We start from the raw sequence: 23,572 nt of genomic DNA, 5'->3' as shown, positions 1-23,572 counted from the left end.
GGGCCACCGGCTGTGACCTTGCACTCTCCGAAATGTGCCGGATCCGCTGGGTAGTGCGCCCTTGTCCGGTGGATCCTGGCCGGGACCCGGGGCCGGGGCCGGACGAGGGGCCCCGGGCCCGGCGCCGGCACCTGGGCCAACGCCGGGCCGCGCCGGTCAGGCCCCGACATAGGCCGCGAGGTGCTCGCCGGTGAGGGTCGAGCGGTCGGCGACGAGGTCGGCCGGCGTGCCCTCGAAGACGATCCGCCCTCCGTCGTGGCCGGCGCCCGGGCCGAGGTCGATGATCCAGTCCGCGTGCGCCATGACCGCCTGATGGTGCTCGACGACGATGACCGACTTGCCGGCGTCGACCAGCCGGTCGAGCAGGCCGAGCAACTGCTGGACATCGGCGAGGTGCAGACCGGCGGTCGGCTCGTCGAGGACGTAGACGCCGCCCTTCCCGGCCATGTGGGTGGCGAGCTTGAGCCGCTGCCGCTCGCCGCCGGACAGTGTGGTGAGCGGCTGCCCGAGGCGGAGGTACCCGAGCCCCACGTCGGCGAGCCGGCCGAGGACGCGGTGCGCGGCAGGCGTACGTGCCTCGCCGGCGCCGAAGAACTCCTCGGCCTCCGCCACCGACATCGCGAGCACCTCGCTGATGTCCCGGCCGCCGAAGCGGTATTCGAGGACCGAGGCGTCGAACCGCTTGCCCTCGCAGTCCTCGCAGGTGCTCGTGACTCCGGCCATCATCCCCAGGTCGGTGTAGATGACTCCCGCGCCGTTGCACGCGGGGCAGGCGCCCTCGGAGTTGGCGCTGAAGAGCGCCGGCTTCACGTCGTTGGCCTTGGCGAACGCCTTACGGATCGGGTCGAGCAGCCCGGTGTACGTGGCCGGGTTGCTGCGCCGCGAGCCCCTGATCGGGCTCTGGTCGACCGACACCACGTTCTCACCGGCCGCCCCCGACCGGTGTGGCAGCGACCCGTGCACGAGCGAGCTCTTGCCGGAACCGGCGACGCCGGTGAGGACGGTCAGCACCCCGAGCGGGATGTCGACGTCCACGTCCCGCAGGTTGTGTGCCGACGCCCCACGGATCTCCAGCGCGCCGGTGGGCTTGCGTACCGACTCCTTGACGGCGGCCCGGTCGTCGAAATGGCGGCCGGTGACGGTGTCGCTCGCACGCAGCCCCTCCACGGTTCCCTCGAAGCAGACCGCGCCGCCCTCCGCCCCGGCGCCGGGGCCGAGGTCGACGACATGGTCGGCGATCGCGATCGTCTCCGGCTTGTGCTCCACGACGAGCACCGTGTTGCCCTTGTCCCGCAGCCTCAGCAGCAGCTCGTTCATCCGCTGGATATCGTGCGGGTGCAGGCCGATGGTCGGCTCGTCGAAGACGTAGGTGACATCGGTGAGCGAGGAGCCGAGGTGCCGGATCATCTTGACGCGCTGCGACTCACCACCCGAGAGCGTGCCCGCCGGACGGTCGAGCGACAGGTAGCCGAGCCCGATCTGCACGAAGGAGTCGAGGGTGTGACGCAGCGCGGTGAGCAGCGGCGCGACCGACGGCTCGTCGAGCCCGCTCACCCACGTGGCCAGATCACTGATCTGCATCGCGCAGGCGTCGGCGATGCTGATCCGCTCGATCTTCGACGTCCTGGCGCCCTCGCTGAGCCGGGTGCCGTCGCAGTCGGGGCAGGTGGTGAATGCGACCGCGCGCTCCACGAACGCCCGGATGTGCGGCTGCATCGCCTCCTTGTCCTTGGACAGGAACGACTTCTGGATCTTGGGGATCAGCCCCTCGTAGGTGAGATTGACGCCGTTGACCTTGACCTTGACCGCCTCGCCGTAGAGGAAGGCCTGCAGTTCCTTCTCGGTGTACTCGGCGATCGGCTTGTCCGGGTCGACGAAGCCCGACTGGGCATAGACCTGCACGGTCCACTGACTGTCCGACTTCCAGCCGGGAATGGTGAAGGCGCCCTCGGCGAGCGACTTGGAGTCGTCGTAGAGCTGGGTGAGGTCGATGTCGGAGACCGAGCCCCGGCCCTCGCAGCGCGTGCACATGCCGCCGGTGCGGTTGAAGGTGGCCTTCACCGTCCTGGTCTTCGCCGCACCGCGTTCGACGGTGATCCCGCCGCTCGCGCGGACCGACGCGGTGTTGAAGGAGTACGCGCTGGGCGGGCCGATGTGCGGCTTGCCCAGCCGGCTGAAGAGGATACGCAGCATCGCGTTGGCATCGGTGGCGGTACCGACCGTGGACCGCGGATCGGCTCCCATCCGCTGCTGGTCGACGATGATCGCGGTGGTGAGCCCCTCCAGCACGTCGACCTCGGGCCGCGCCAGTGTCGGCATGAAGCCCTGGACGAAGGCGCTGTAGGTCTCGTTGATCATCCGCTGCGACTCGGCGGCGATCGTGCTGAACACCAGCGAGCTCTTGCCTGAGCCGGAGACGCCGGTGAACACCGTCAGACGGCGTTTCGGGATCTCGACGGTGACGTCCTTGAGATTGTTCACGCGTGCGCCGTGTACACGGATCAGATCGTGGCTGTCGGAAACATGCAGCGCAGGCGACTGCGTGTCCGTCCTCGTGGCCATGCTTGTGTTTTCTCCATCTGTCACGCGGGCCGCCTGCGCGGTCACCATCGGCGTCACCGGCGCTCGCGGCAACGGTCGTTGTCTAGCAGAGGGCGGCCCCGGCCGGGGCGGAATCAGCTGCGGGGCTGGTTGAAGCGCAGCATGTTGCCCGAGGGATCGCGGAAGGCGCAGTCGCGGACGCCGTACGGCTGGTCGACCGGCTCCTGGAGCACCTCGCCGCCCGCCGCGCGGATGCGCTCGAAGGTGGCGTCGCAGTCGTCGGTGCTGAAGATGACACCGCGCAGCAGGCCCTTCGCCAGCAGTTCCGCCATGGCCGCCTTGTCGGAGGGGGAGGCGTTCGGGTCCGCGAGCGGCGGCTCGAGGACGATCTCCACACCGGGCTGCGACGGCGCCCCGACGGTCACCCAGCGCATCCCCTCGAAACCGACGTCGTTGCGCACCTCGAGGCCGAGGACGTCCCGGTAGAAAGCCAGCGCCTTGTCGTGGTCGTCGACGGCGATGAAACACGTCGAAAGTCTGATGTCCATGTGAGCCACGCTACGGGCGGGGAAAGGCTTTTGCTTCTCGATTCCTGACCGGTCTCGTGTGGATCTTGGCGACGCAGGCCGGGATGGCGGCGCCCGCGTCATGAGGGCGCGCCCGGTACGCGCTGGGGCTCTCACCCACGAGCTCGGTGAACCGGGAGCTGAACGACCCGAGCGAGGTGCAGCCGACCGCGAAGCAGACGTCCGTCACCGTGAGGTCTCCCCGCCGCAGAAGGGCCTTCGCCCGCTCGATCCGGCGCGTCATCAGGTAGCTGTACGGCGTCTCCCCGAATGCGGCACGGAAACTGCGGGAGAAGTGGCCCGTCGACATGAGAGCGGCGCGGGCGAGAGCCGCGACGTCGAGCGGCTCCGCGTAGTCGCGGTCCATCCGGTCACGGGCCCGGCGCAGCCGGACGAGGTCTTCCAGGGTCACACGACCACTGTCCCACGCCGCGGATGCGCGCACCGCGGCATGCGCGCCCTCCGCCCTATCACTTCTGCCATCCATTTCTCACAGTGCGTAACGGATTGCCCGAAGTTAAGCTGCTGTCGATCCAGAACCGCAGGGGAAGGACGCACCATGGCTGTGGGACCCGTGGAGTACCTCGTCGTCACCTTTCCCGGCGGCCGCTTCGCCGACGCGATCGCGCCCGTACTGGCCGACGCCGTCGCGTCCGAGGCGGTACGCATCCTCGACCTGGCCTTCGCACGCAGAACGGCGGGCGGAGGAGTCGAGTACGTGGAGCTGCGGGAGATGGACCCCCAGGGCCTGGTGTCGTTCGATCCGCCGGACGACCGGCCTGCCGGTCTGCCGCAGGTCACGGATCTCGACGTACTCGAGCATCCGCCGGAGAAGGACTCTGCCGCGCTGATCGTGTGGGAGGACCTCTGGTCGGTACCTCTCACCCGCGCGGTCCAGGAGGCGGGCGGCCGTCTCCTGGCGCACGAGCGCGTCCCCGCCGACGGCGGGGACGACGTCATCACGCTGCTCGAGAGACTCGCCGAGCTGAAGCAGCGGGGCGCTCTCACCGACGCCGAATTCGCGGCGCAGAAGGCAAGGATCCTCGCCGACTGATTCCCCGCCGGCCGGTGTCCCGGTAACTCACGTTCCCTTTGTCGATATTCGCACGCCGTGCGACGTTGATTCCGACCTGCAGTCTGTCGGGAAAGAGGCAGTTCATCGTGCAGACCGCCCGGGCCGTCCCCGCCTCCACCGTTGTCAACCTGCGCGATCTGGGCGGCATCGCCCTGGGGCGCCACCACCGCCTGCGGCAGGGAATCCTCCTGCGCTCGGGCCAGCTGAGCGATTTCGACGCGGAGCACGACATGGCGGTGGCCGCGCTCGGTATCCGCACCGTCGTCGATCTGCGTACGGCGGACGAGCGCAGGTGGGCGCCCGACCGGCTGCCGACAGGTGCGAGGCTCTTCGTCGCCGATGTCCTCGGCGACAACCCGGGCGTGGCACCGGCGCGGCTCAAGGCGCTGCTCGGCGACCCGGACGGAGCAGCCCGTCTGCTCGGCGGGGGGAAGGCGGAGGAACTGTTCGCGCAGACCTACCGGAAGATGGTCCTCTCCCCGGGGGCGGCGGCCGCGTACCGCGCCTTCCTGGACACCGTCGCGGACCCCCGCGCGAGACCGCTGCTCTTCCACTGCGCGACCGGGAAGGACAGGACGGGCTGGGCCGCCGCGCTGCTGCTGATGATGGCGGGGGCGTCGCGTGACGCCGTACGTGCGGAGTTCCTCGCGGGGAACCGCGCGGTGCGCGCGGCTTTCGGGCCCGCGGTGGTGCGCTTCCTCGCCGACGGCGGGGACCCGGACATCGCGTCCGCGGTCGTCGAGGCCCGGCCCCGGTATCTCGAGGTGGCCCTCGACGCGATGGACGAGCGCTGGGGCGGACTCGACGGCTATCTGAACCAGGCGCTGCGCCTCCCGCCGGCGGTTGCCGAGCGGCTGCGCGCCGACCTGTCCGTCCCGGTCTGACGGACCGCCCCGGGCGCGGGCCGGCCCGGAGCCGTGTCGGGGGACGTGGCTCCGGGCCGGTGTGCTGAGGCGGCGCCGCTCAGATCCTCAGCAGTTGTTCGCTGATGTCGCGGTAGCGCTGAAGAGCTACGCGCAACTCCTCCGTCTGGGCATCGGTGTCCTGCTCCTGCCAGCTCGCGCGCAGCACCCGGCTGCGTTCCGCGAGGACCTCGGTCAGGCCCGCGACGATCTCGTCGAACGTGCTGTCCGCCTCCTCGACCGCCCGCCGGGGGCTCTCGACGAAGTCGGTCACCGCCTGCTGCATGCGCAGCGACAGCTTGTCCCGGGCGTCCCGGGAGACCAGCGGCCGGTCGGCGCCGACGGTCTCATGGCGGCCGTCCCGCCCGCCGTTCAGTTCGGCCGGCGGAACGGCGGGTGCCGCACGCGGTGCGGGCGGCACGCTGAGATCGCCCGGCCCTCCGCTCCTCGGCTCACGGCTCCCGCCGTCTCGGGGCTGTGCCATGCGTTCGATGCGGTCGGTCATGCTGCTGCACTGCCTTTCGTCTCGTGCCGGTCCGTCCGGGCCGGCTCGGCCGGCGCGTCCGCGAGAAGTACGTCGTAGAGCGCCCGGGACTCGATCAGGGCCTTCCTCATCTCCTCCGTGCCGCCCTGGCCGCGCACGGCCGTGTGCACCCTGCGGTAGCCGTCGACCTGCTCGGCGTGATGGACGGAGAGGGCGGCCGTCTGCTCCTCGAAACTGTCGCCGTCCGGGAAGCCCCGGTCGCGCGCCAGCTGCGCCAGGAGCGCGTCGGCTTCGACGACCGCGTCCCTGGGGGAGTCGATGAACTGTTCCTGGACCTCTGCCCAGCGGCGCGCGTACGCTTCACGGGCCTCCGGCCGAAGGGGCCGCTCGGACAGGGAGCCGTGCAGCCTCACCCGCTCGGAGAGCTCGTGCTCGGCCGCCGCGGTGTCGCCGTCGTGACGGGCGACCGTCCGGTCGTACTCGGATCCGAAGCGGCTCCGCAGACCACGCCCGCCGGTCGCACGGCCACGGACGAGGAAGAAGGCGAGCGCGGCCACGAGGACGACGGCAACGATGATCACCACGGTCGTCATGGCCGACGCTCCCGTCGGTTCGCGGTCGGTGCGTCGTGCTGTTTCACTCTCGTCAACCCCTTCCGGTTCGGGCCCGGTTCGGTGTATTGGCCGGGCTGTGCGCAACAGGCGTGTACCCCCTGGACGCCGTTCAAGCGGGAATGCTCCCCGGTATCCTCGAAGGGTGCGGGCCCGGACGAACACGGAGCCGTCCGGTACGAGTTGCGAGAGGGGCGCGCGGTGACCGAGCGGAAACCGGCGGGGGTCAGCTTCGAGACATGGGTCGACCGGCAGATTCGCGAGGCGGAGGAGCGAGGCGTCTTCGCCGGCCTGCCGGGTGCCGGCAAGCCGATTCCAGGTCTCGACAGGCCCTACGACGCGATGTGGTGGATCAAGGCGAAGATGGAGCGGGAGGGGCTGTCGGCGCTCCCGCCCTCGCTGATGCTGCGGAAGGCGGCCGAGGACGCCCGGCACGAGGCGTCCCAGGCGCGGTCGGAGGCCGAGGTCCGGCGCATCATGGCCGAGGTGAACGAGAGGATCCGCGAAGCGCTTGCCAGACCCCCGGAGGGCCCGCCGCTGAACCTCGAGCCGTTCGACATCGACGCGGTCGTGGCCGAGTGGCACGCCGGGCGAAGCGGGCGCTGATCGCGTGTGCGCCCCGTGCCGGCAGTGCGTAATACTCATCTCATGAGACCGAGTATTACGGGCCGGCGTGGCGCCGTCCACGTGAGGCGAGCCGTCGCACGCGACGCCAGACGGCTCACCCGCCTGGTCACCACGTCACGCGCCTACGAGGGCCCGTTCGCACCCATGGTCGCGGGGTACAGGGTCGGCCCGGACTACATCGAGGCGCACGCCGTCCATGTGGCCGTGGACGACGACGGCCGCGTGCTCGGCTTCTACGCGTTGATTCTGTCCCCGCCGGAACTCGACCTGATGTTCGTCGCCGACGACGCCCAGGGGCGTGGCATCGGGCGGCTTCTCGTCGGCCACCTGCGCGACGAGGCACGGCGTGCGGGTCTCACCGCCGTGCGCGTGGTGGCGCACCCGCCGGCCGAGGGGTTCTACCGCGGTGTCGGCGCCGAACGCACCGGTACCGTCGCGGCCAACCCTCCCGCGGTGATGTGGGATCGGCCCGAGCTGACGCTGACGGTCGACGGCGGTCCCTGAGCCGGACGGCCCGGCCCCGATCGGGGCCGGGCCGTCCGTACGGATCGAGGGGCCGGGACGGCTACGACCAGCCGCCGTACGGGCGGGTGATGAGCTCCATCCCGTGACCGCTGGGATCGGGGAAGTACACCCCGCGTCCGCCGTCGTTGTGGTTGATCTCGCCGGGGTGCTTCTTGTGGGGATCGGCGTAAAAATCGATCCCCTGCGCTTCGATGCGCTCGAAGGCCGTGTCGAACTCCGCTTCCGAGATGAGGAACGCGTAGTGCTGCACGGTGATCGATTCGGCGGGGATGGTCGCGAAGTCCAGCGTGACGCCGTTCGCGAGGACGAGCGGGATGAAGGGTCCCCACTCCGTTCCGACGGTGAGACCCAGGATGTGCGCCAGGAAATCGGCGGACTCGCGGTTGTCCCGGCTGTGCACGATGGTGTGATTCAACTCGACTGACACTGTGGAATGCCTCCAACGGGCATCTCACGGGCTACCTCCACGCCTCACCCAGCCGGTGACCGACGCGCGATGCCGTAGGACGATCCTATGCGAGTTGTCACGGTGCGTCGAGGTTTTGGCCCTCGTCCGGCAGGGCTGCCGGCCCTCCCGGCCGTAGCTGTGGTGGTTTTCCCGGCGGCTGCCACCATGGAGAGCACCGCCCGGCGCGCTGTCCCGCGACCGACCGGCAACGTGGATGAGCCAGGATTCACGACCGCCTCGCGGGGCACCAGTACCACCTCTACGAGGCGGGGGAGGCATCCATGGGACAGAGACCGGTGGGCAGCGACGGGGGAGGGGCGAACCCGCGCAGCGGACGCCAGGAGACCGAGGAGGAGCGGGCGGACCGGCAGTGGGGAGACCTGCTCCAGGAGCTCCGGGTCGCGCAGACCGGCGTACAGATCCTGTTCGGCTTCCTGCTCGCGGTGGTCTTCCAGCCCCGCTTCGCCGATCTCTCCACCGCCGACCGGAACATCTATGTCGTGACCGTCATGCTGGGCTCGGCGACCGCGGCCGCGCTGATAGGGCCCGTGTCCTACCACCGGCTGCTCACCGGCCGCCGGATGAAGCCGCAGACGGTCATCTGGGCCTCACGCCTGACGAAGCTGGGACTCGGCCTGCTCTTCTGCACGATGTGCAGCACGCTGCTGCTCATACTCCGGGTCGCGCTGCACAACGTGGCGGCACTGTGGCTGGTCGGCGGAATGGCCCTCTGGTTCCTGGTCTGCTGGTTCGTGTTCCCGCTCTGGGCCATCGCCCGGGGCGACGGGCGCCGGCCGGGTGGCGGGGGAGAGGACGAGGACCCCGAGAACTCCGACCCGCGTCCCTGACGTCGTCAGTCCTCGTCCACGCCCGCCGGACCGCGTACGTCCGTCACGGTGAAGAGCCCGCCGTCCGGGTCCCGAAGCGTCGCCTCGTTGCCGTACCGCACGTCACGCCGTTCCATGAGGGTCCCCCCGTTCCGCTCTGCGGCGAGGACCGTCGCGCCGACATCGGGGACCGGGAACTGCACCTGCCAGTGCGGGCGCACCTGAGGGTCGGGAGCGGACTCGACGGCACCCGAACTGATCCTGGCCAGCGGGCGTCCGTTGCAGCGTACGAGCACCTCTTCCTTCACGTACGCCACCTCGCAGCCGCCGGGCTCCCCGCTCTCCCAGCCGAGTACCTCGCCGTAGAAGATCGCCGCGTCGAAGGCGTCCCTCGTACGCAGTCGGAGCCAGGCGTGCGCCCGGTTCCCCGACGGTGCGAGGGTGGCCGCGCGCCCTGTCCACTCCCAGACCCCGAAGGACGCGCCGTCCCGGTCGGCGGCCAGGACCGCCCGGCCCTGCCCGACCGTCAGCGGGCCTACGGCCACGGTGCCGCTGCGCTCCCGGATGCGGGCCGAGACGACACCGGCGTCCCGGACCGAGAAGTAGGGCATCCAGGCCACGCCCACCTGGTAGGCGGACGCGACCGCGCCGATGCCGGCCACCGGCACACCTTCGGAGCGCGCCATCAGGAAGTCCCTGCCCAGCGGTCCGGGGCGGAAGGTCCAGCCGAGAACGGCGCCGTAGAAGCGCTGTGCGTCCTCCAGGTCGCGGGTCACCAGGTGGACCCAGCACGGGGCGCTCGCACCGCTCAGCACCGCCGGTTCCGGCGCGGTCCGGGGATCGCTAGGAGTCATGGTCCACTGCCCTATCGGTTCTGCGGCATGACTTCTTCGGTGCCGCGCGGCCAGGACCAGCCTCTTCCGCCTCGGCGACTCCCGCAACACGCGGCGCCCGCGGTCACACCCCGCCCCGGGGCGGCGCGTTCGTGATGTCGAGGAAGACGTGCTCCGCCTCCGGCCAGGCCTCGGCGATCGACCGCTTGATGCGCACGGCGACCCGCTCGACCTCCTCGCTGTCGATGCCGGGTGCCAGGTCGATCCTGGCCGCCACCAGCACCGAGTCGAGACCGAGGCCCATGGTGAACAGGGCCGCGACGTTGTCGATCTCGGCCTGGGACGCGAGAAGCTCCTTCACGCCCCGGCGGAGGTCGGGTTCGGCGGACTCCCCGATCAGCCGGTCACGCGCGTCCCTGCCGAGCCGGAAGGCGACGTAGACCAGCAGCAGGCCGATCCCCAGCGAGGCCGACGCCTCCCACACGACGTCTCCCGTGACCAGGTGCAGCACCATGCCCGCCATGGCCAGCACCACACCCAGCACCGCCGTGCTGTCCTCGGCGATCACCGTCCTCAGCGCGGGGTCACGGGCGGCGCCCTTCTCCCCGCGGAGCTGAAGCAGGGCGCGGACCAGGGAACCGCCTTCCGCGAGGAAGGCGACCCCGAGGACGATCAGGCCCACCGTGTACCCCTCGGGTGACTCCTGCTCGTCCCGGCCCAGTGCCTCGAAGCCCTGGAAGAACGAGAAGCAGCCCCCTACGACGAAGATGCCGACGGCCGCGAGCAGCGACCAGAAGTAGCGCTCCTTGCCGTACCCGAAGGGGTGATGGGCGTCGGGAGGGCGGCGGCTGCGCCTCAGCGCGGCCAGCAGGAAGACTTCGTTCACGCTGTCCGCCACGGAGTGGGCGGCCTCGGACAGGAGGGCGGGGGATCCCGACAGGAGTCCCCCCACCCCCTTGGCCACAGCGATGACAAGATTGGCCGCGAGCGCGACCAGGACCGTGATCCGGGTCCTGCGGTCGGATTTCGACCGGTTCATTTTCCCCCCATCCGTCGGCGCCGCCGTCAGTCGCGCGGGCGCTCGGGGTCGGGCGTGGTGTCCGGGGTGGTGTCGGGCGGGATCACCTCATTGCCGTGGCCGCCGAGCTCGTACGGCGACATGGCCCGGCCGTTCTCGGGGAACTGGTCCGAGCTGTGCCGACCGCTCTCCTGGATCTCCGTCCGGTACTCCGGACGCGGCGGCTGCTCTTCGGGAAGCGGCGGCCGCGATTCCTTGTCGCGGCGCCGCATGCCGAACCAGAAGCCGCCGATCAGCAGAACCACCACGGCGAGCCCGACGATGCCGACGATCACACCGACCGCGCCTGGGCCGTCGGCGAGGGTGGCGGCGATTGAGTCCCTTGCTCCGTTCGTTACGTCCATGCATGGCGCATACCCCGGGGAGTCGATCACAGACAGCCATTGACATGAATTCATGTTTTATGGCGATGTCACGGTAAATGAGTTTCATATGGTTCAGATCGGCTACACGATGATGACCGAGCAGGCGGGTCCCCGCGCCCTCGTCAGGGACGTGGTCGCGGCGGAAGAGGCCGGATTCGACTTCTCCGTCACCTCCGACCACTACTTCCCCTGGTTGGCTTCCCAAGGACACGCGCCCTACGCGTGGTCGGTCCTGGGAGCCGCCGCTCAGGCCACCTCCCGGATCCCGCTGATGACGTACGTGACCTGTCCGACCACCCGCTACCACCCCGCGGTGGTCGCGCAGAAGGCGGCGACGCTCCAGCTGCTCGCCGAGGGCCGCTTCCGCCTCGGCCTCGGTTCCGGAGAGGACCTCAACGAACACGTCGTGGGCGCGGGACGGCCCTCCGCCCATGTCCGGCTGGAGATGCTCGAAGAAGCCGTACAGATCATCCGTGCCCTCTTCGACGGGGGCTACGTCAACCACCACGGCACCCACTTCGACGTGGAGAACGCCACGCTCTGGGACCTGCCCGACAAGCGTGTCCCCATCGGCATCGCGGTCTCCGGGGAGAAGTCCTGCGAACTCGCGGGGACCCTGGGCGACCTGGTCATCGCGACCGAACCCAAGAGCGAACTCCTGAGCGCGTTCGACCGGCACGGCGGGGCCGGCAAGCCCCGCGTGGGACAGGTGCCCGTCTGCTACGACACCGACCGGGGTGCGGCCGTCGCCCGCGCCCACGACCAGTTCCGCTGGTCGCTCGGCGGCTGGAAGGTCAACTCGGAACTGCCCGGCCCCTCCGCCTTCGAGCAGGCGACCCGGTTCGTCCGCGAGGACGACATCGCCGGAGCGATCCCGTGCGGCTCGGACGTCGAGGCGTTCGTCGAGGCCGTACGCCCCTACATCGAGGCGGGCTTCACCGAGGTCGCTCTCGTCCAGATCGGCGGGTCCCACCAGCGGCCCTTCATCGACTGGGCCCGGAGCACGCTCCTGCCGGCGCTCCGCGAACTGTAGGCGGCGAGCCGGTACACGGCGCGGGCGGACGGCCACGTTTCCCCGCCGCACACCGGGTACGAGATCTTTCGCGGGCCCGCCCGTCGGAACACCGCTCGTGTCGCCGACACGGAGCCGTGGGGCGAGCCTGGAGTCAGTCCCCGGACCGCTGGAGGAAATGCGATGGGAGCAGGCAACCCGCTCGGCCGCTGGCCCGTGTTCCGGCAGCTGACCGGCGGTGATCCTCTGGGCAGAGGGCGGGCGGTGGTGTCGCGGGAGACGGAAGAGGCCCGGCCCCGTACGGCCACGGCGGACCGCGTCGTCAAGTCCGTCTGCCCGTACTGCGCGGTGGGCTGCGGCCAGCAGGTGTACGTCAAGGACGACCGGGTCGTCCAGATCGAAGGCGACCCGGACTCACCGGTCAGCCGCGGCAGGCTGTGCCCCAAGGGCTCCGCGACGCTCCAGCTCACCACCGGCCCGGCCCGCCGCCACCAGGTGCTGTACCGGCGCCCGTACGCAGCCGAATGGGAGCCGCTCGACCTGGAGACGGCGATGGACATGGTCGCGGACCGTGTCGTGGAGACCAGGCGCAGGACCTGGCAGTGGGAGCACGAAGGACTCCGCACGGCACGCACCCTGGGCATCGCCAGCCTCGGCGGCGCCACCCTGGACAACGAAGAGAACTACCTGATCAAGAAGCTCTTCACCGGGCTCGGCATCGTGCAGGTGGAGAACCAGGCGCGGGTCTGCCACAGCTCCACCGTGGCCGGCCTCGGCACCTCGTTCGGCCGGGGCGGGGCGACCACCTTCATGCAGGACCTCCAGCACGCGGACTGCGTCATCATCCAGGGGTCGAACTTCGCCGAAGCCCATCCGGTCGGCTTCCAGTGGGTGATGGAGGCGAAGGCCCGCGGCGCCCGGATCATCCATGTGGACCCGCGCTTCACCCGCACGAGCGCACTCTCCGACCTTTTCGTGCCCATCCGGGCCGGCAGCGACATCGCGTTCCTCGGTGGCATCATCAACCACGTACTCAGCGAGGAGAAGGACTTCCGGGAGTACGTCCTCAACTACACCAACGCCGCCACGCTGGTCGGCGACGACTTCAGGGACACCGAGGACCTCGACGGCGTCTTCTCCGGCCTGGACGAGGAGCGGGGCCACTACGACCCCCGCAGCTGGCAGTACCGGGACACCGAGGTGCAGGCGCCCGCCGGGGACGTGGACGAGCAGTACGGGGACCGCGCGGGCGACGACGACGCGCACGAACGGGTGCACTCCGCGGCCGGGTCCGAGACCCACGGCTCGGGAGGCCCCCAGACCCGTGCGTGGCCCCCGCGCGACGAAACCCTTCAGGACCCCCGCTGCGTCTACCAGGTCCTCAAGCGTCACTACGCGCGCTACACCCCCGAGATGGTCGAGGAGATCACCGGGGTGAAGCGAGAGGTCTTCCTGGAGGTCTGCGACGCGCTGACCTCCAACTCCGGACGGGAGCGGACCACCGCCTTCGCGTACGCCGTCGGCTGGACCCAGCACACCACCGGCGCCCAGTGCATCCGCGCGGCGAGCGTCCTCCAGCTGCTCCTCGGCAACATCGGGAGGCCCGGGGGCGGCATCCAGGCCCTGCGCGGACACGCGTCGATCCAGGGCTCCAGTGACATCCCGACCCTCTTCAACCTGCTGCCGGGCTATCTGCCGATGCCGCACGCACACGCCCACGAGAACCTCGACGCGTTCATCCGGGTGAGCCGCACCGACAAGGGCTTCTGGGGCAACATGCGCGCCTACTTCGTCAGCCTGCTCAAGGCCTACTACGGCGACGCGGCGACGGCCGGGAACGACTTCTGCTTCGACCACCTGCCCCGCCTCACCGGCTCCCACGGCACGTACGAGACGGTCATGGCGCAGCTGGCGGGGGAGTGCAAGGGCTACTTCCTCATGGGTGAGAACCCGGCGGTCGGCTCCGCCAACACACGACTGCAGCGGCTCGGCATGGCCCAGCTCGAATGGCTGGTCGTGCGCGACTTCTCGCTCATCGAGTCCGCGACCTGGTGGCAGGACGGCCCGGAGACCGAGACGGGGGAGATGACCACCGGCGACATCGGCACCGAGGTCTTCTTCTTCCCGGCGGCGGCACACACCGAGAAGTCCGGCTCCTTCACCAACACCAACCGGTGGCTCCAGTGGCACCACGCGGCCGTCGAGCCCGGGGGCGACGCGCGCAGTGACCTCTGGTTCATGTACCACCTGGGCCGGCGCGTCAAGGAGCGGCTCGCGGCGTCCACCGACCCCATGGACCGCGCCGTCCAGGACCTGACCTGGGACTACCCCGTCGACGGGCCGCTCGACGAACCGGTGTCGGCGGCGGTACTGGCCGAGATCAACGGGCACGGCCCGGACGGTGCCCCGCTCTCCGCCTACACCGAGCTCAAGGACGACGGCTCGACGCGGTGCGGATGCTGGATCTACTGCGGGGTGTACGCGGACGGCGTCAACCAGGCCGCCCGCCGCAAGCCCCACACAGAACAGGACTGGGTGGCGGCCGAATGGGCCTGGGCCTGGCCGGCCAACCGGCGCATCCTCTACAACCGGGCATCGGCGGCCCCCGACGGCAGCCCGTGGAGCGACCGCAAGGCCTACGTCTGGTGGGACGACGTAGAAGGCCGGTGGACCGGGTACGACGTCCCGGACTTCGTCCCGGACCGTGCCCCCGGCCACGTGCCTCCACCAGGCGCCGAGGGGCCCGACGCGCTGCGCGGCGACGACCCGTTCATCATGCAGGCCGACGGCAAGGGCTGGCTGTACGCCCCCGCCGGCCTCGAGGACGGCCCACTGCCCACGCACTACGAACCGCAGGACTCGCCCTTCACCAACGCCCTGCACCCCTCGCGCTCCCGCTCGCCGGTCAGGCAGCTGCACCCCCGCGAGGGCAACCGCTACCACCCGAGCGGCGACGAGCCGGGCGCGGAGGTGTACCCGTACGTCGTCACCACCCACCGCCTCACCGAACACTTCACGGCGGGCGGGATGAGCCGCTGGTCGCCGTATCTGTCCGAGCTGCAGCCGGAGTTCTTCTGCGAGGTGTCGCCGCTGCTCGCCTCGGAGAGAGGGCTGGAGCACGGCGGCTGGGCCACGATCATCACGGCGCGCAACGCCGTCGAGGCGCGCGTCATGGTGACCCGCCGGATCACGCCCCTGACCGTCCGGGGCCGGACCGTGCACCAGATCGGCCTGCCCTTCCACTGGGGCCCCAACGGCATCTCCACCGGCGACGCGGCGAACGAACTGGTGGCCATCGCACTCGATCCCAACGCCCTGATCCAGGAGGACAAGGCGCTCACCGCCGACATCCGGTCCGGACGCAGGCCAAGGGGACCCGCACTGCCCGAACTCGTCGCGGAGTACCGCCGCCGGGCCGGGATCACGGAGACCACCGGAACGCAGGAGACGTCGTGAGGAACAACCTCTTCAGCGGGCCCGAGCCCGATCCGGCAGGCGACGCCGGACACGAGAACGCCCCGCCGCGCGTGGGGTTCTTCACCGACACCTCCGTCTGCATCGGCTGCAAGGCGTGCGAGGTCGCCTGCAAGGAGTGGAACGCCCTCCCCGAGGACGGGCTGTCGCTGACCGGCATGTCGTACGACAACACGGGCGGCCTGGGAGCCTCCACCTGGCGCCACGTCGCCTTCATCGAACAGCCCGTGCCCGCCGGACGTACGGAACTGCCGCTCGTCGAGCCGGATCCCGGGAAGCCGGAGGACGCCTCCGGCGTCCGGTGGCTGATGTCCTCGGACGTCTGCAAGCACTGCACCCACGCCGCGTGCCTGGACGTCTGCCCGACCGGGTCACTGTTCCGCACGGAGTTCGGCACGGTCGTCGTCCAGGAGGACATCTGCAACGGCTGCGGCTACTGCGTGCCCGCCTGCCCCTACGGCGTGATCGAGCAACGCCCCACGGACGGCCGGGCATTCAAGTGCACCATGTGCTACGACCGCCTCGGCGCGGGGCAGGAGCCGGCCTGCGCCAAGGCCTGCCCCACCGAGTCCATCCAGTTCGGCCCGCTCGACGAACTGCGGGAACGCGCCGCGCTGCGGGTGGAGCAGCTGCACGGGGCCGGAGTGACCGAGGCGCGGCTGTACGGCCATGAACCGGACAACGGGGTCGGGGGAGACGGGGCGTTCTTCCTCCTCATGGACGAGCCCGAGGTGTACGGCCTGCCCCCGCACCCCGTGGTCACCACGCGGGACCTGCCGGCCATGTGGCGTCACGCGGGGATCGCCGCACTGTCGCTGGCCACGGGCGCCGCCCTCTCCTTCGCCCTTCCCCTGCTCACCCGAAGGAGCGGCCGCACATGACCAGCAGCACGTCCAGCAGGAAGGCAGGCCGTGCCGAGCCCGTCTCCTACTACGGCAGGCCTGTCATCAAGGCACCGTCGTGGTCCGCCCAGGACATCGCCGGATACTTCTTCCTCGGCGGACTGGCGGGGGCCGGTTCCGTCGTCGCCGCCGGAGCCCAGCTGACCGGCCGTGGCACCACGGCCAAGGCCCTGAAGGTGTCCTCCCTCGCGGCCGTCAGCCTCTCGGCGGCGGCGCTCGTCCACGACCTCGGCCGCCCGTCGCGGTTCCCCAACATGCTGCGCGTCTTCAAGCCGACCTCCCCGATGAGCATGGGCTCCTGGCTGCTCGCCGGCTACGGACCGGCCGCGGGTGCGGCCGCCCTCACCGCGGTCACCGGCCGGCTGCCGAGGACCGGCGCGGCGGCCACCGCGGCCGCCGCTGTCCTGGGGCCCGTCCTGGCGACGTACACCGCGGTCCTGGCAGCCGACACCGCCGTACCGGCCTGGCACGGTGCACACCGCGAACTCCCCTACCTCTTCGCGGCGTCGGCCACCGCCGCGGCGGCCGGAATGGCCCTGGTCGCCGGACCCGTCCACGAGAACACCCCGGCCCGGTACGCATCCGTACTCGCGGCCGTCGGCGACGGCGCCGCGAGCCGAGCCATGGAGCGCCGCCTCGGCACCGTCGCGGTGACCTGCCGTGAGGGCCGCGCCGGGACGCTGATGCGCGCGGCACGCGGGCTGACCGCGGCCGGCGCGGCGGCGGCCCTCCTGCTCGGGCACCGCAGCCGCCCCGTCGCCGCAGGCGCGGGCCTCGCGCTGCTCGCGGGCTCGGTCTGCACACGCTTCGGGGTCTTCGCGGCGGGAATCGCCTCCGCCGAGGACCCCGTACACACGGTCGGCCCCCAGCGTGAGGCCGCCGAGCGCTCCCAGTGAAAGGAACCCAGGGTGAACAGCACGCACGAACAGGCACAGGAACACCAGGAGAGCGGCGATGTCGTGGTGGCGGTGACCGGCTGCCCGAAGGAGGACGCGCGCACCGTGTTCGACGTGCTGCGCAGCTCCTTCGTCTCCGACCGTCCGGCGGGCGACGCCCCCCAGGAGGCCTCGGACACGCGCCCCACCGTGTGGACGGCGACGGTCGACGTCTCCGAGACGAAGACGGGCCCCGGACCCGCGCAGCTCTCCGCGCCGGTGATGGTCGAGGCGCAGGGCGGCTACTGGGCGGTCGACCGCCTCCGCAAGCACCTGGCGGACGCATTCACCGTCCGGCTCGTCGGGACGGCGGCCGGCGACCAGGAACAGGAGATCCGCCTGCGGCTGGAGAGCCACCGGCCCGCGTGACGACCGTCCGCCCCGAACCCGGAAGGTAACGCCTGCATGAACGCCACCCCGGGGACCGTCGACACGGAAGCGGCCCAGGTGCCGACTCCCGACGACTGTTCCACCTTCACCCTGTACGTCAACGGCACGGCACGGACCCTGACACTCGATCACCGCACCACCGTGCTGGACGCCCTGAGAGAGCACCTCGGACTCACCGGCGCCAAGAAGGGCTGCGACCACGGCCAGTGCGGAGCCTGCACCGTGCTCGTCGACGGCCGGCGCGCCAACAGCTGTCTCCTGCTGGCCGTCGCGCAGGAGGACGCCCACATCACCACCGTCGAAGGGCTGGCCGACGGAGACCGGCTGCATCCGCTGCAGTCGGCCTTCCTGGAGAGGGACGCGCTCCAGTGCGGCTACTGCACCCCTGGGCAGATCTGCTCGGCCGCCGGGATGCTCGGTGAGGCCGAGGACGGCTTCCCCTCCCACGTCACCGCGCGAGCGGCACTCGCCGCCGGAGGACCGGCCGCGCTCGACGCGGACGAGATCCGCGAGCGGATGAGCGGCAACATCTGCCGGTGCGGCGCCTACCCGCACATCGTCGAGGCGATCAAGGACGTGGCCCCGTGAAACCCTTCGCCTATCTGCGTCCCGCCTCCGTGGCCGAAGCCGTCCGCGCCGGCGCAGGGCACCCCGCCGCACGGTTCCTCGGCGGCGGCACCAATCTCGTCGACCTGATGAAACTCGGGGTGGAGTCACCCGGCCTGCTCGTCGACGTCAGCCGGCTGCCTCTGGACCGGGTGACACGCACGGACGACGGCGGCCTCCGGATCGGGGCGACCGTCCGCAACAGCGACCTCGCCGCCCACCCCGACGTACGGAGCGGCTATCCCGCCCTGTCCCAGGCACTGCTGGCGGGGGCGTCCGGGCAGCTCCGCAACACCGCCACCACCGGCGGCAACCTGCTCCAGCGCACCCGGTGCCCGTACTTCCAGGACGTCTCCAAGCCCTGCAACAAGCGGTCTCCGGGCTCTGGCTGCCCCGCCCGCGAGGGAGCGCACCGGGATCTCGCGGTGCTGGGCCACTCGCAGGACTGTGTCGCCACCAACCCCTCGGACATGGCGGTCGCCCTCGCCGCCCTCGACGCCGCCGTCCTGCTGCACGGCCCCGAGGGGGAGCGGACCGTGCCCGTGACCGACTTCCACCGGCTTCCCGGTGACAACCCGGACCAGGACACGGTGATCCGTCCGGGTGAGCTGATCACCGAAGTGGTGCTGCCGCCGCCTCCCGCCGGGGCCGTCTCCCTCTACCGCAAGGCCAGGGACCGCGCCTCGTACGCCTTCGCCCTGGCCTCCGTCGCGGTCGTGCTGAGCGTGCGCGACGGACGCGTCGACCACGCTTCGCTCGCCTTCGGCGGGCTCGCGCACCGGCCCTGGCGTGCCCGGCTGGCAGAGGACGTGCTGCGCGGCGCCCCCGCGAACGAGGACACCTTCGCGCGCGCGGTCGGCGTCGAGCTCGAAGCGGCCAGGCCCCTGCGCGACAACGGCTTCAAGGTGGTCCTGGCCCGCAGGCTGGCCGTCGCGACGCTGACCGAACTCACCACCGAGGCCGCGACCGCCTGACCCGCCGTCGCCCCGCACACCCCGACGAACCGAGGACTTCCGTCATGAGCGACTCCACCCGGGCGCTGGGCGCGCCCGTAGTCCGCCGCGAGGGCCGGGACAAGGTCACCGGCACCGCCCGCTACGCCGCGGAGCACACCGCGCCAGGCCTTCTGTACGGCTGGATCGTCCCGGCCACCGTCGCGAGCGGGCGCGTCACCGCGATCCGCACCGCCGACGCGCTCGCGGTTCCGGGGGTGCACACCGTCCTGACCAAGGACAACGCGCCGAGGCTGAAGGAGCCCGACGACCCGATCCTCGCCGTGCTCCAGGACGACCGGGTGCCGCACCGGGGCTGGCCCGTCGCCCTCGTCGTGGCGGAGAGCCTGGAATCCGCGCGGGCCGGTGCGGAAGCGGTGTACGTCGAGTACGCCACCACCGGGCACGACGTCGTCCTCACTTGGGACCACCCGGGCCTCTACACCCCCGAGGAGGCGAACGGCGGCTTCCCGGCCCTGCGGGAACGCGGCGACGCCATGCGCGGGTTCGACGCCGCACCCGTGCGGATCGACGCCACCTACACGCTGGGGGGGCTGCACAACCACCCCATGGAACCGCATGCGTCCACCGCACGGTGGGACGACGGACATCTGACCGTCCACGACTCCAGCCAGGGATCGACCGTCGTACGCGACAGCCTCGCCAAGGCCTTCGGGCTCGACCGGGACCGCATCACCGTCATCTCCGAACACGTCGGTGGCGGCTTCGGCTCCAAGGGCACCCCGCGTCCGCAGGCCGTCCTGGCCTCGATGGCCGCACGGCACACCGGCCTTCCGGTCCAGCTGGCCCTGCCCCGGCGGTACATGGCGGCGATCGTCGGGCATCGCGCACCCACGCTGCAGCGGGTCCGTCTGGGCGCCGACCGCGACGGCGTCCTCTCCAGCGTCTCCCACGAGATCGTCACCCACACCTCGCAGATCAAGGAGTTCGTCGAGCAGGCAGCCGTGCCGGCCCGCATCATGTACGCCTCGCCCCACAGCCGCACGGAGCACCGGGTGGCGGCACTCGACGTGCCCAGCCCGTCCTGGATGCGCGCACCGGGAGAGGCCTCGGGCATGTACGCCCTGGAGTCGGCCATGGACGAACTGGCGAACGCCCTCGGGATCGATCCCGTCGAGCTGAGACTGCGCAACGAACCCCAGGACGAACCCGACAGCGGGCGCCCGTTCAGCAGCCGCAACCTCGCGGCCTGTCTGAGCGAGGGAGCCCGGCGCTTCGGCTGGCTCGACCGCGACCCGCAGCCCGCCGCACGCGAGGACGGGCCCTGGCTGCTCGGCACGGGGGTCGCCTCGGCGACGTACCCCGTGATGGTCTCGAAGTCGGCGGCCTCGGCGCAGGCCGCTCCCGACGGCTCCTACCGCATCGGGGTCAACGCCACGGACATCGGCACCGGCGCCCGCACCGTGATGGCGCAGATCGCCGCCTCCGTGCTGGACACCCCCCAGGAGAACGTGACGATCGACATCGGCAGCAGCGACCTGCCCGCCGGGTCCGTCGCGGGCGGCTCCTCGGGCACGGCCTCCTGGGGCTCGGCGGTGCACAAGGCGGCCACCGGGCTGGTCCGCCGGCTCGCGGAGCACACCGGGCCGCTCCCGCCGGAGGGCATCACCGTCACCGCCGACACCGGTGAGGAGACGGCGCAGGAGTCCCCGTACTCACGGCACGCCTTCGGCGCCCACTTCGCCGAGGTGGCGGTGGACTCCCTCACCGGCGAGGTGCGGGTTCGCAGAATGCTCGGCGTGTTCGCCGCCGGACGCATCCTCAACTCCCGTACGGCACGCTCCCAGTTCATCGGCGGCATGGTCATGGGCCTCGGCATGGCCCTCACCGAGGGCAGCACCATGGACCCCCTTTTCGGTGACTTCACCGAGTGCGACCTGGCCTCCTACCACGTGCCGTCCTGCGCCGACGTCCCCGACATCCAGGCGCACTGGATCGACGAGGAAGACCCGCACCTCAACCCCATGGGCAGCAAGGGCATCGGCGAGATCGGCATCGTCGGAACCGCGGCCGCGATCGGGAACGCCGTACGGCACGCCACCGGGGCCCGGGTGCGCGAGCTTCCCCTCACCCCGGACAAACTGCTGCCCTACCTGCCGTGACACCCGGTGCCAGGCTCCTTCGGTTGCGCAACCGGCCCCCTCGGGTCACCCTGATGAGTGACCCAGAAGTGATTACTGCTCACGCTTCGTGTTCGGGGGTCGTTGGTTCGAACGGGGTGAAGTTCGTGAGCCTCGCGGTGAGGAGCCTCGACGATGACCGTTCCACTCGACCGGCACTATCTGGTCGAACTGCAGGTGTCGGCAGAGCGCATTTCCCAGTTGCGGCGCATAGTCGCCGCACACCTTCGTCACTGGAGTCTCGACCTGCACGTCCGGCCGGTGTGCCGGGCCGCGGAAGAGCTCCTGACGAACGTCCAGCGACACGTCGGCGACGACAACCACTGCGTCGTCGAGCTCCGCTGGAGCGGCCGGCACCTGACGGTGTCCGTGGCCGACAACGACTCCCGGATGCCCCGGCTGCTCGACGGCGGTGGCGGCGGCCTCAGCCGTGTCATGGCCCTGAGCGACAGCTGGGGCACCTGCCGGACCGCCGACGGCAAGGTGGTGTGGTTCACGCGCTACGCCGAGACGCCGGTCACCACCGGACTGCTTCCGCGTACGCCGCTCCCCGGCGGCCGTACGTTCCTCAGCGGCCCGATGGACGAAGTCGGCCCGATGGACGAAGTCGGCCCGGTGGCCGGGAGCGGCCCGGTGGTCGAGAGCGGCCCGGTGGCCGAACTCGTGTGACGAACAGCCCGGTGCCGGCCCGGCCGGCGTGGACGGTGTGCCCGGAGCACGCATGATCCGCGCCGGCCGGGTACGCGTGGGAGAGGGCCGCGTTGCGCGCCGCGGCGTGGCGCGGCACGGTCGAAGAACAACGCAAGGAGGCAGTGCCATGCCCATCGCGACGGTCAATCCCGCGAACGGCGAGACGCTCAGGACATTCGACGCACTGGACGAGCGGGAGACCGAGCGCAGGCTCGCCGCCGCACACCGTGCGTTCCGCAGCTACCGCACCACGGACTTCGCCGAGCGCGCCCGCCTGCTGAACCGGGCCGCCGATCTCCTCGACGAGGACCAGCAGGACATCGCCCGCACCATGACCACCGAGATGGGCAAGCCCGTCAAGGCCGCCAGGGCCGAGGCCGCCAAGTGCGCCAAGGCGATGCGCTGGTACGCGGCCGAAGCCGAGCGCCTGCTCGCCGACGAGCACCCCGACGACACCGACGTCAAGGACTCCGGTGCCGTCCGCGCCCGGGTGCACTACCGGCCGCTGGGCGTCGTGCTCGCCGTGATGCCGTGGAACTTCCCGCTCTGGCAGGTCATGCGCTTCGCCGCGCCCGCCCTCATGGCGGGCAACACCGGTCTGCTCAAGCACGCCTCGAACGTGCCGCAGACCGCCCTCTACATCGAGGACCTGTTCACCAGGGCGGGGTTCCCCGCCGGCTGTTTCCAGACGCTCCTCATCGGCTCGGGCGCCGTCGAGGCGGTCCTGCGCGACCCGAGGGTCGCCGCGGCGACGCTCACCGGCAGCGAACCGGCCGGCCGCGCGGTCGCCTCCGTCGCGGGCGACGAGGTGAAGAAGACCGTGCTGGAACTCGGCGGCAGCGACCCCTACGTGGTCCTGCCGTCGGCGGACGTCGAGCAGGCCGCGAAGACCGCGGTGACCGCCCGCGTCCAGAACAACGGCCAGTCCTGCATCGCCGCGAAGCGCTTCATCGTCCACACGGACGCCTACGACGCCTTCACCGAGGGGTTCACCGCCGGGATGCGCGCCCTGACCGTCGGCGACCCGCTGGAGGAGTCCACCGACGTGGGACCGCTCTCCAGCGAACAGGGCCGCACCGACCTGGAGGAACTCGTCGAGGACGCCCTCGCCAAGGGCGCCACCGCGCTGTGCGGGGGCAAGCGGCCCGAGGGACTGGACCGTGGCTGGTTCTACGAGCCCACCGTGCTCACCGGGGTCACCCCCGACATGCGCATCCACCGTGAGGAGACCTTCGGCCCGGTGGCGACGCTCTACCGGGTGGCGGACCTCGACGAGGCCGTGGATCTCGCCAACGACACACCCTTCGGGCTCAGTTCCAACGTCTGGACGCGTGACCAGGGGGAGATGGAACGCTGTGTGCGCGACCTGGAGGCCGGCGGGGTGTTCTTCAACGGCATGACGGCCTCCCACCCCGCGCTGCCGTTCGGCGGGGTGAAGCGCTCCGGCTACGGGCGGGAGCTGGCAGGACACGGCATCCGCGAGTTCTGCAACGCCACCACCGTCTGGTACGGCCCCGGCTCGGACGCCGGCTAGTCATGCCCCAGGGA

The 23,572-nt window shown here is 71.1% G+C and carries 24 protein-coding genes; 15 read left to right on the top strand and 9 right to left on the bottom strand.

Annotated features, from left to right (window positions below):
- Positions 1–156: 156 nt before the first annotated feature.
- The 3 genes from ACIREO_RS12345 to ACIREO_RS12335 form a co-directional block, all read right to left on the bottom strand.
- Positions 157–2,562, bottom strand: a complete 2,406-nt coding sequence (locus ACIREO_RS12345; protein ID WP_404107855.1) for an ATP-binding cassette domain-containing protein — start codon at positions 2,560–2,562, stop codon at positions 157–159.
- 113 nt (positions 2,563–2,675) lie between these two features.
- Complete coding sequence (locus ACIREO_RS12340) at positions 2,676–3,089, bottom strand: VOC family protein (protein ID WP_404107852.1); 414 nt, start codon at positions 3,087–3,089, stop codon at positions 2,676–2,678.
- Between the two features lie 10 nt (positions 3,090–3,099).
- Positions 3,100–3,519, bottom strand: coding sequence for a helix-turn-helix transcriptional regulator (locus ACIREO_RS12335; protein ID WP_404107849.1), 420 nt, complete (start codon positions 3,517–3,519; stop codon positions 3,100–3,102).
- Between the two features lie 147 nt (positions 3,520–3,666).
- Here ACIREO_RS12335 and ACIREO_RS12330 point away from each other — a divergent pair, with 147 nt between their 5' ends.
- Both ACIREO_RS12330 and ACIREO_RS12325 read left to right on the top strand, forming a co-directional pair.
- Positions 3,667–4,161, top strand: coding sequence for a DUF6325 family protein (locus tag ACIREO_RS12330; protein ID WP_404107846.1), 495 nt, complete (start codon positions 3,667–3,669; stop codon positions 4,159–4,161).
- A gap of 107 nt (positions 4,162–4,268) precedes the next feature.
- A complete protein-coding gene (locus ACIREO_RS12325; protein WP_404107843.1) occupies positions 4,269–5,066 on the top strand; it encodes a tyrosine-protein phosphatase in 798 nt (265 codons plus the stop codon).
- Positions 5,067–5,145: 79 nt separating this feature from the next.
- Here the strand turns inward: ACIREO_RS12325 and ACIREO_RS12320 are convergent, their stop codons facing one another.
- Both ACIREO_RS12320 and ACIREO_RS12315 read right to left on the bottom strand, forming a co-directional pair.
- Positions 5,146–5,589, bottom strand: coding sequence for a hypothetical protein (locus ACIREO_RS12320; RefSeq protein ID WP_404107840.1), 444 nt, complete (start codon positions 5,587–5,589; stop codon positions 5,146–5,148).
- Positions 5,586–6,161 (bottom strand): hypothetical protein, encoded by a 576-nt coding sequence (locus ACIREO_RS12315; protein WP_404107837.1) that lies wholly within the window; start codon positions 6,159–6,161, stop codon positions 5,586–5,588. Before ACIREO_RS12315 ends, ACIREO_RS12320 begins: the two co-directional genes overlap by 4 nt.
- A 219-nt stretch (positions 6,162–6,380) precedes the next feature.
- Here ACIREO_RS12315 and ACIREO_RS12310 point away from each other — a divergent pair, with 219 nt between their 5' ends.
- Positions 6,381–6,785: a DUF1992 domain-containing protein gene (locus ACIREO_RS12310; RefSeq protein WP_404107834.1), complete on the top strand. Its 405-nt coding sequence runs from the start codon at positions 6,381–6,383 to the stop codon at positions 6,783–6,785.
- 42 nt (positions 6,786–6,827) lie between these two features.
- A complete protein-coding gene (locus ACIREO_RS12305) occupies positions 6,828–7,310 on the top strand; it encodes a GNAT family N-acetyltransferase (RefSeq protein WP_404107831.1) in 483 nt (160 codons plus the stop codon).
- A gap of 61 nt (positions 7,311–7,371) precedes the next feature.
- Here the strand turns inward: ACIREO_RS12305 and ACIREO_RS12300 are convergent, their stop codons facing one another.
- Positions 7,372–7,758 (bottom strand): VOC family protein, encoded by a 387-nt coding sequence (locus tag ACIREO_RS12300; RefSeq protein ID WP_404107829.1) that lies wholly within the window; start codon positions 7,756–7,758, stop codon positions 7,372–7,374.
- A 302-nt stretch (positions 7,759–8,060) separates the two neighbouring features.
- Between ACIREO_RS12300 and ACIREO_RS12295 the strand changes: the two genes are divergently transcribed.
- Positions 8,061–8,627 carry a DUF6328 family protein gene (locus ACIREO_RS12295; protein WP_404107826.1) on the top strand — a complete coding sequence of 189 codons (567 nt, stop codon included), beginning with the start codon at positions 8,061–8,063 and terminating at the stop codon, positions 8,625–8,627.
- Positions 8,628–8,632: 5 nt separating this feature from the next.
- Here the strand turns inward: ACIREO_RS12295 and ACIREO_RS12290 are convergent, their stop codons facing one another.
- The 3 genes from ACIREO_RS12290 to ACIREO_RS12280 all read right to left on the bottom strand — a co-directional run bounded on the left by ACIREO_RS12290 (position 8,633) and on the right by ACIREO_RS12280 (position 10,861).
- Positions 8,633–9,460: a VOC family protein gene (locus tag ACIREO_RS12290; protein ID WP_404107823.1), complete on the bottom strand. Its 828-nt coding sequence runs from the start codon at positions 9,458–9,460 to the stop codon at positions 8,633–8,635.
- 103 nt (positions 9,461–9,563) lie between these two features.
- Positions 9,564–10,478: a cation diffusion facilitator family transporter gene (locus ACIREO_RS12285; protein WP_404107820.1), complete on the bottom strand. Its 915-nt coding sequence runs from the start codon at positions 10,476–10,478 to the stop codon at positions 9,564–9,566.
- Between the two features lie 26 nt (positions 10,479–10,504).
- On the bottom strand, positions 10,505–10,861 hold the full coding sequence (locus ACIREO_RS12280; protein WP_404107817.1) for a DUF6479 family protein: 357 nt from the start codon (positions 10,859–10,861) through the stop codon (positions 10,505–10,507).
- An 88-nt stretch (positions 10,862–10,949) separates the two neighbouring features.
- On the opposite strand from ACIREO_RS12280, the gene ACIREO_RS12275 reads away from it, so the two are divergent.
- The 10 genes from ACIREO_RS12275 (at position 10,950) to ACIREO_RS12230 (ending at position 23,558) form a co-directional block, all read left to right on the top strand.
- Positions 10,950–11,915, top strand: coding sequence for an LLM class F420-dependent oxidoreductase (locus tag ACIREO_RS12275; protein ID WP_404107814.1), 966 nt, complete (start codon positions 10,950–10,952; stop codon positions 11,913–11,915).
- Between the two features lie 162 nt (positions 11,916–12,077).
- Positions 12,078–15,350 carry a formate dehydrogenase gene (gene fdh / locus ACIREO_RS12270; protein ID WP_404107811.1) on the top strand — a complete coding sequence of 1,091 codons (3,273 nt, stop codon included), beginning with the start codon at positions 12,078–12,080 and terminating at the stop codon, positions 15,348–15,350.
- On the top strand, positions 15,347–16,249 hold the full coding sequence (locus tag ACIREO_RS12265; RefSeq protein ID WP_404107808.1) for a 4Fe-4S dicluster domain-containing protein: 903 nt from the start codon (positions 15,347–15,349) through the stop codon (positions 16,247–16,249). Before fdh ends, ACIREO_RS12265 begins: the two co-directional genes overlap by 4 nt.
- Positions 16,246–17,166, top strand: coding sequence for an NrfD/PsrC family molybdoenzyme membrane anchor subunit (gene nrfD / locus ACIREO_RS12260; protein ID WP_404107806.1), 921 nt, complete (start codon positions 16,246–16,248; stop codon positions 17,164–17,166). The genes ACIREO_RS12265 and nrfD overlap by 4 nt, the downstream gene beginning before the upstream one ends.
- 12 nt (positions 17,167–17,178) lie before the next feature.
- Positions 17,179–17,574, top strand: a complete 396-nt coding sequence (locus ACIREO_RS12255) for a hypothetical protein (protein WP_404107803.1) — start codon at positions 17,179–17,181, stop codon at positions 17,572–17,574.
- A gap of 36 nt (positions 17,575–17,610) precedes the next feature.
- Entirely contained in the window at positions 17,611–18,183 is a 573-nt protein-coding gene (locus ACIREO_RS12250) for a 2Fe-2S iron-sulfur cluster-binding protein (RefSeq protein ID WP_404107800.1), read from the top strand.
- Positions 18,180–19,175, top strand: coding sequence for an FAD binding domain-containing protein (locus ACIREO_RS12245; protein WP_404107798.1), 996 nt, complete (start codon positions 18,180–18,182; stop codon positions 19,173–19,175). Before ACIREO_RS12250 ends, ACIREO_RS12245 begins: the two co-directional genes overlap by 4 nt.
- A 44-nt stretch (positions 19,176–19,219) precedes the next feature.
- Positions 19,220–21,316 (top strand): xanthine dehydrogenase family protein molybdopterin-binding subunit, encoded by a 2,097-nt coding sequence (locus tag ACIREO_RS12240; protein ID WP_404107795.1) that lies wholly within the window; start codon positions 19,220–19,222, stop codon positions 21,314–21,316.
- 153 nt (positions 21,317–21,469) lie between these two features.
- Entirely contained in the window at positions 21,470–22,003 is a 534-nt protein-coding gene (locus ACIREO_RS12235) for an ATP-binding protein (protein ID WP_404107793.1), read from the top strand.
- A 148-nt stretch (positions 22,004–22,151) separates the two neighbouring features.
- Entirely contained in the window at positions 22,152–23,558 is a 1,407-nt protein-coding gene (locus ACIREO_RS12230; RefSeq protein WP_404107791.1) for an NADP-dependent succinic semialdehyde dehydrogenase, read from the top strand.
- The last annotated feature ends 14 nt before the right edge of the window (positions 23,559–23,572 follow it).

Origin of the sequence: Streptomyces sp. NPDC102441 (assembly GCF_044765585.1) — a bacterium.
GTDB lineage: Bacteria > Actinomycetota > Actinomycetes > Streptomycetales > Streptomycetaceae > Streptomyces.
This window is presented reverse-complemented; position numbering and strand designations above follow the sequence as displayed.

Coding starts and splice junctions, on each gene's coding strand:
- fdh (WP_404107811.1), top strand. CDS start 12,078: ATGGGAGCAGGCAACCCGCTCGGCCGCTGGCCCGTGTTCCGGCAGCTG.
- ACIREO_RS12345 (WP_404107855.1), bottom strand. CDS start 2,562: ATGGCCACGAGGACGGACACGCAGTCGCCTGCGCTGCATGTTTCCGAC.
- ACIREO_RS12235 (WP_404107793.1), top strand. CDS start 21,470: ATGACCGTTCCACTCGACCGGCACTATCTGGTCGAACTGCAGGTGTCG.
- ACIREO_RS12320 (WP_404107840.1), bottom strand. CDS start 5,589: ATGACCGACCGCATCGAACGCATGGCACAGCCCCGAGACGGCGGGAGC.
- ACIREO_RS12275 (WP_404107814.1), top strand. CDS start 10,950: ATGGTTCAGATCGGCTACACGATGATGACCGAGCAGGCGGGTCCCCGC.
- ACIREO_RS12250 (WP_404107800.1), top strand. CDS start 17,611: ATGAACGCCACCCCGGGGACCGTCGACACGGAAGCGGCCCAGGTGCCG.
- ACIREO_RS12305 (WP_404107831.1), top strand. CDS start 6,828: ATGAGACCGAGTATTACGGGCCGGCGTGGCGCCGTCCACGTGAGGCGA.
- ACIREO_RS12285 (WP_404107820.1), bottom strand. CDS start 10,478: ATGAACCGGTCGAAATCCGACCGCAGGACCCGGATCACGGTCCTGGTC.
- ACIREO_RS12340 (WP_404107852.1), bottom strand. CDS start 3,089: ATGGACATCAGACTTTCGACGTGTTTCATCGCCGTCGACGACCACGAC.
- ACIREO_RS12230 (WP_404107791.1), top strand. CDS start 22,152: ATGCCCATCGCGACGGTCAATCCCGCGAACGGCGAGACGCTCAGGACA.
- ACIREO_RS12315 (WP_404107837.1), bottom strand. CDS start 6,161: ATGACGACCGTGGTGATCATCGTTGCCGTCGTCCTCGTGGCCGCGCTC.
- nrfD (WP_404107806.1), top strand. CDS start 16,246: ATGACCAGCAGCACGTCCAGCAGGAAGGCAGGCCGTGCCGAGCCCGTC.
- ACIREO_RS12290 (WP_404107823.1), bottom strand. CDS start 9,460: ATGACTCCTAGCGATCCCCGGACCGCGCCGGAACCGGCGGTGCTGAGC.
- ACIREO_RS12280 (WP_404107817.1), bottom strand. CDS start 10,861: ATGGACGTAACGAACGGAGCAAGGGACTCAATCGCCGCCACCCTCGCC.
- ACIREO_RS12295 (WP_404107826.1), top strand. CDS start 8,061: ATGGGACAGAGACCGGTGGGCAGCGACGGGGGAGGGGCGAACCCGCGC.
- ACIREO_RS12330 (WP_404107846.1), top strand. CDS start 3,667: ATGGCTGTGGGACCCGTGGAGTACCTCGTCGTCACCTTTCCCGGCGGC.
- ACIREO_RS12240 (WP_404107795.1), top strand. CDS start 19,220: ATGAGCGACTCCACCCGGGCGCTGGGCGCGCCCGTAGTCCGCCGCGAG.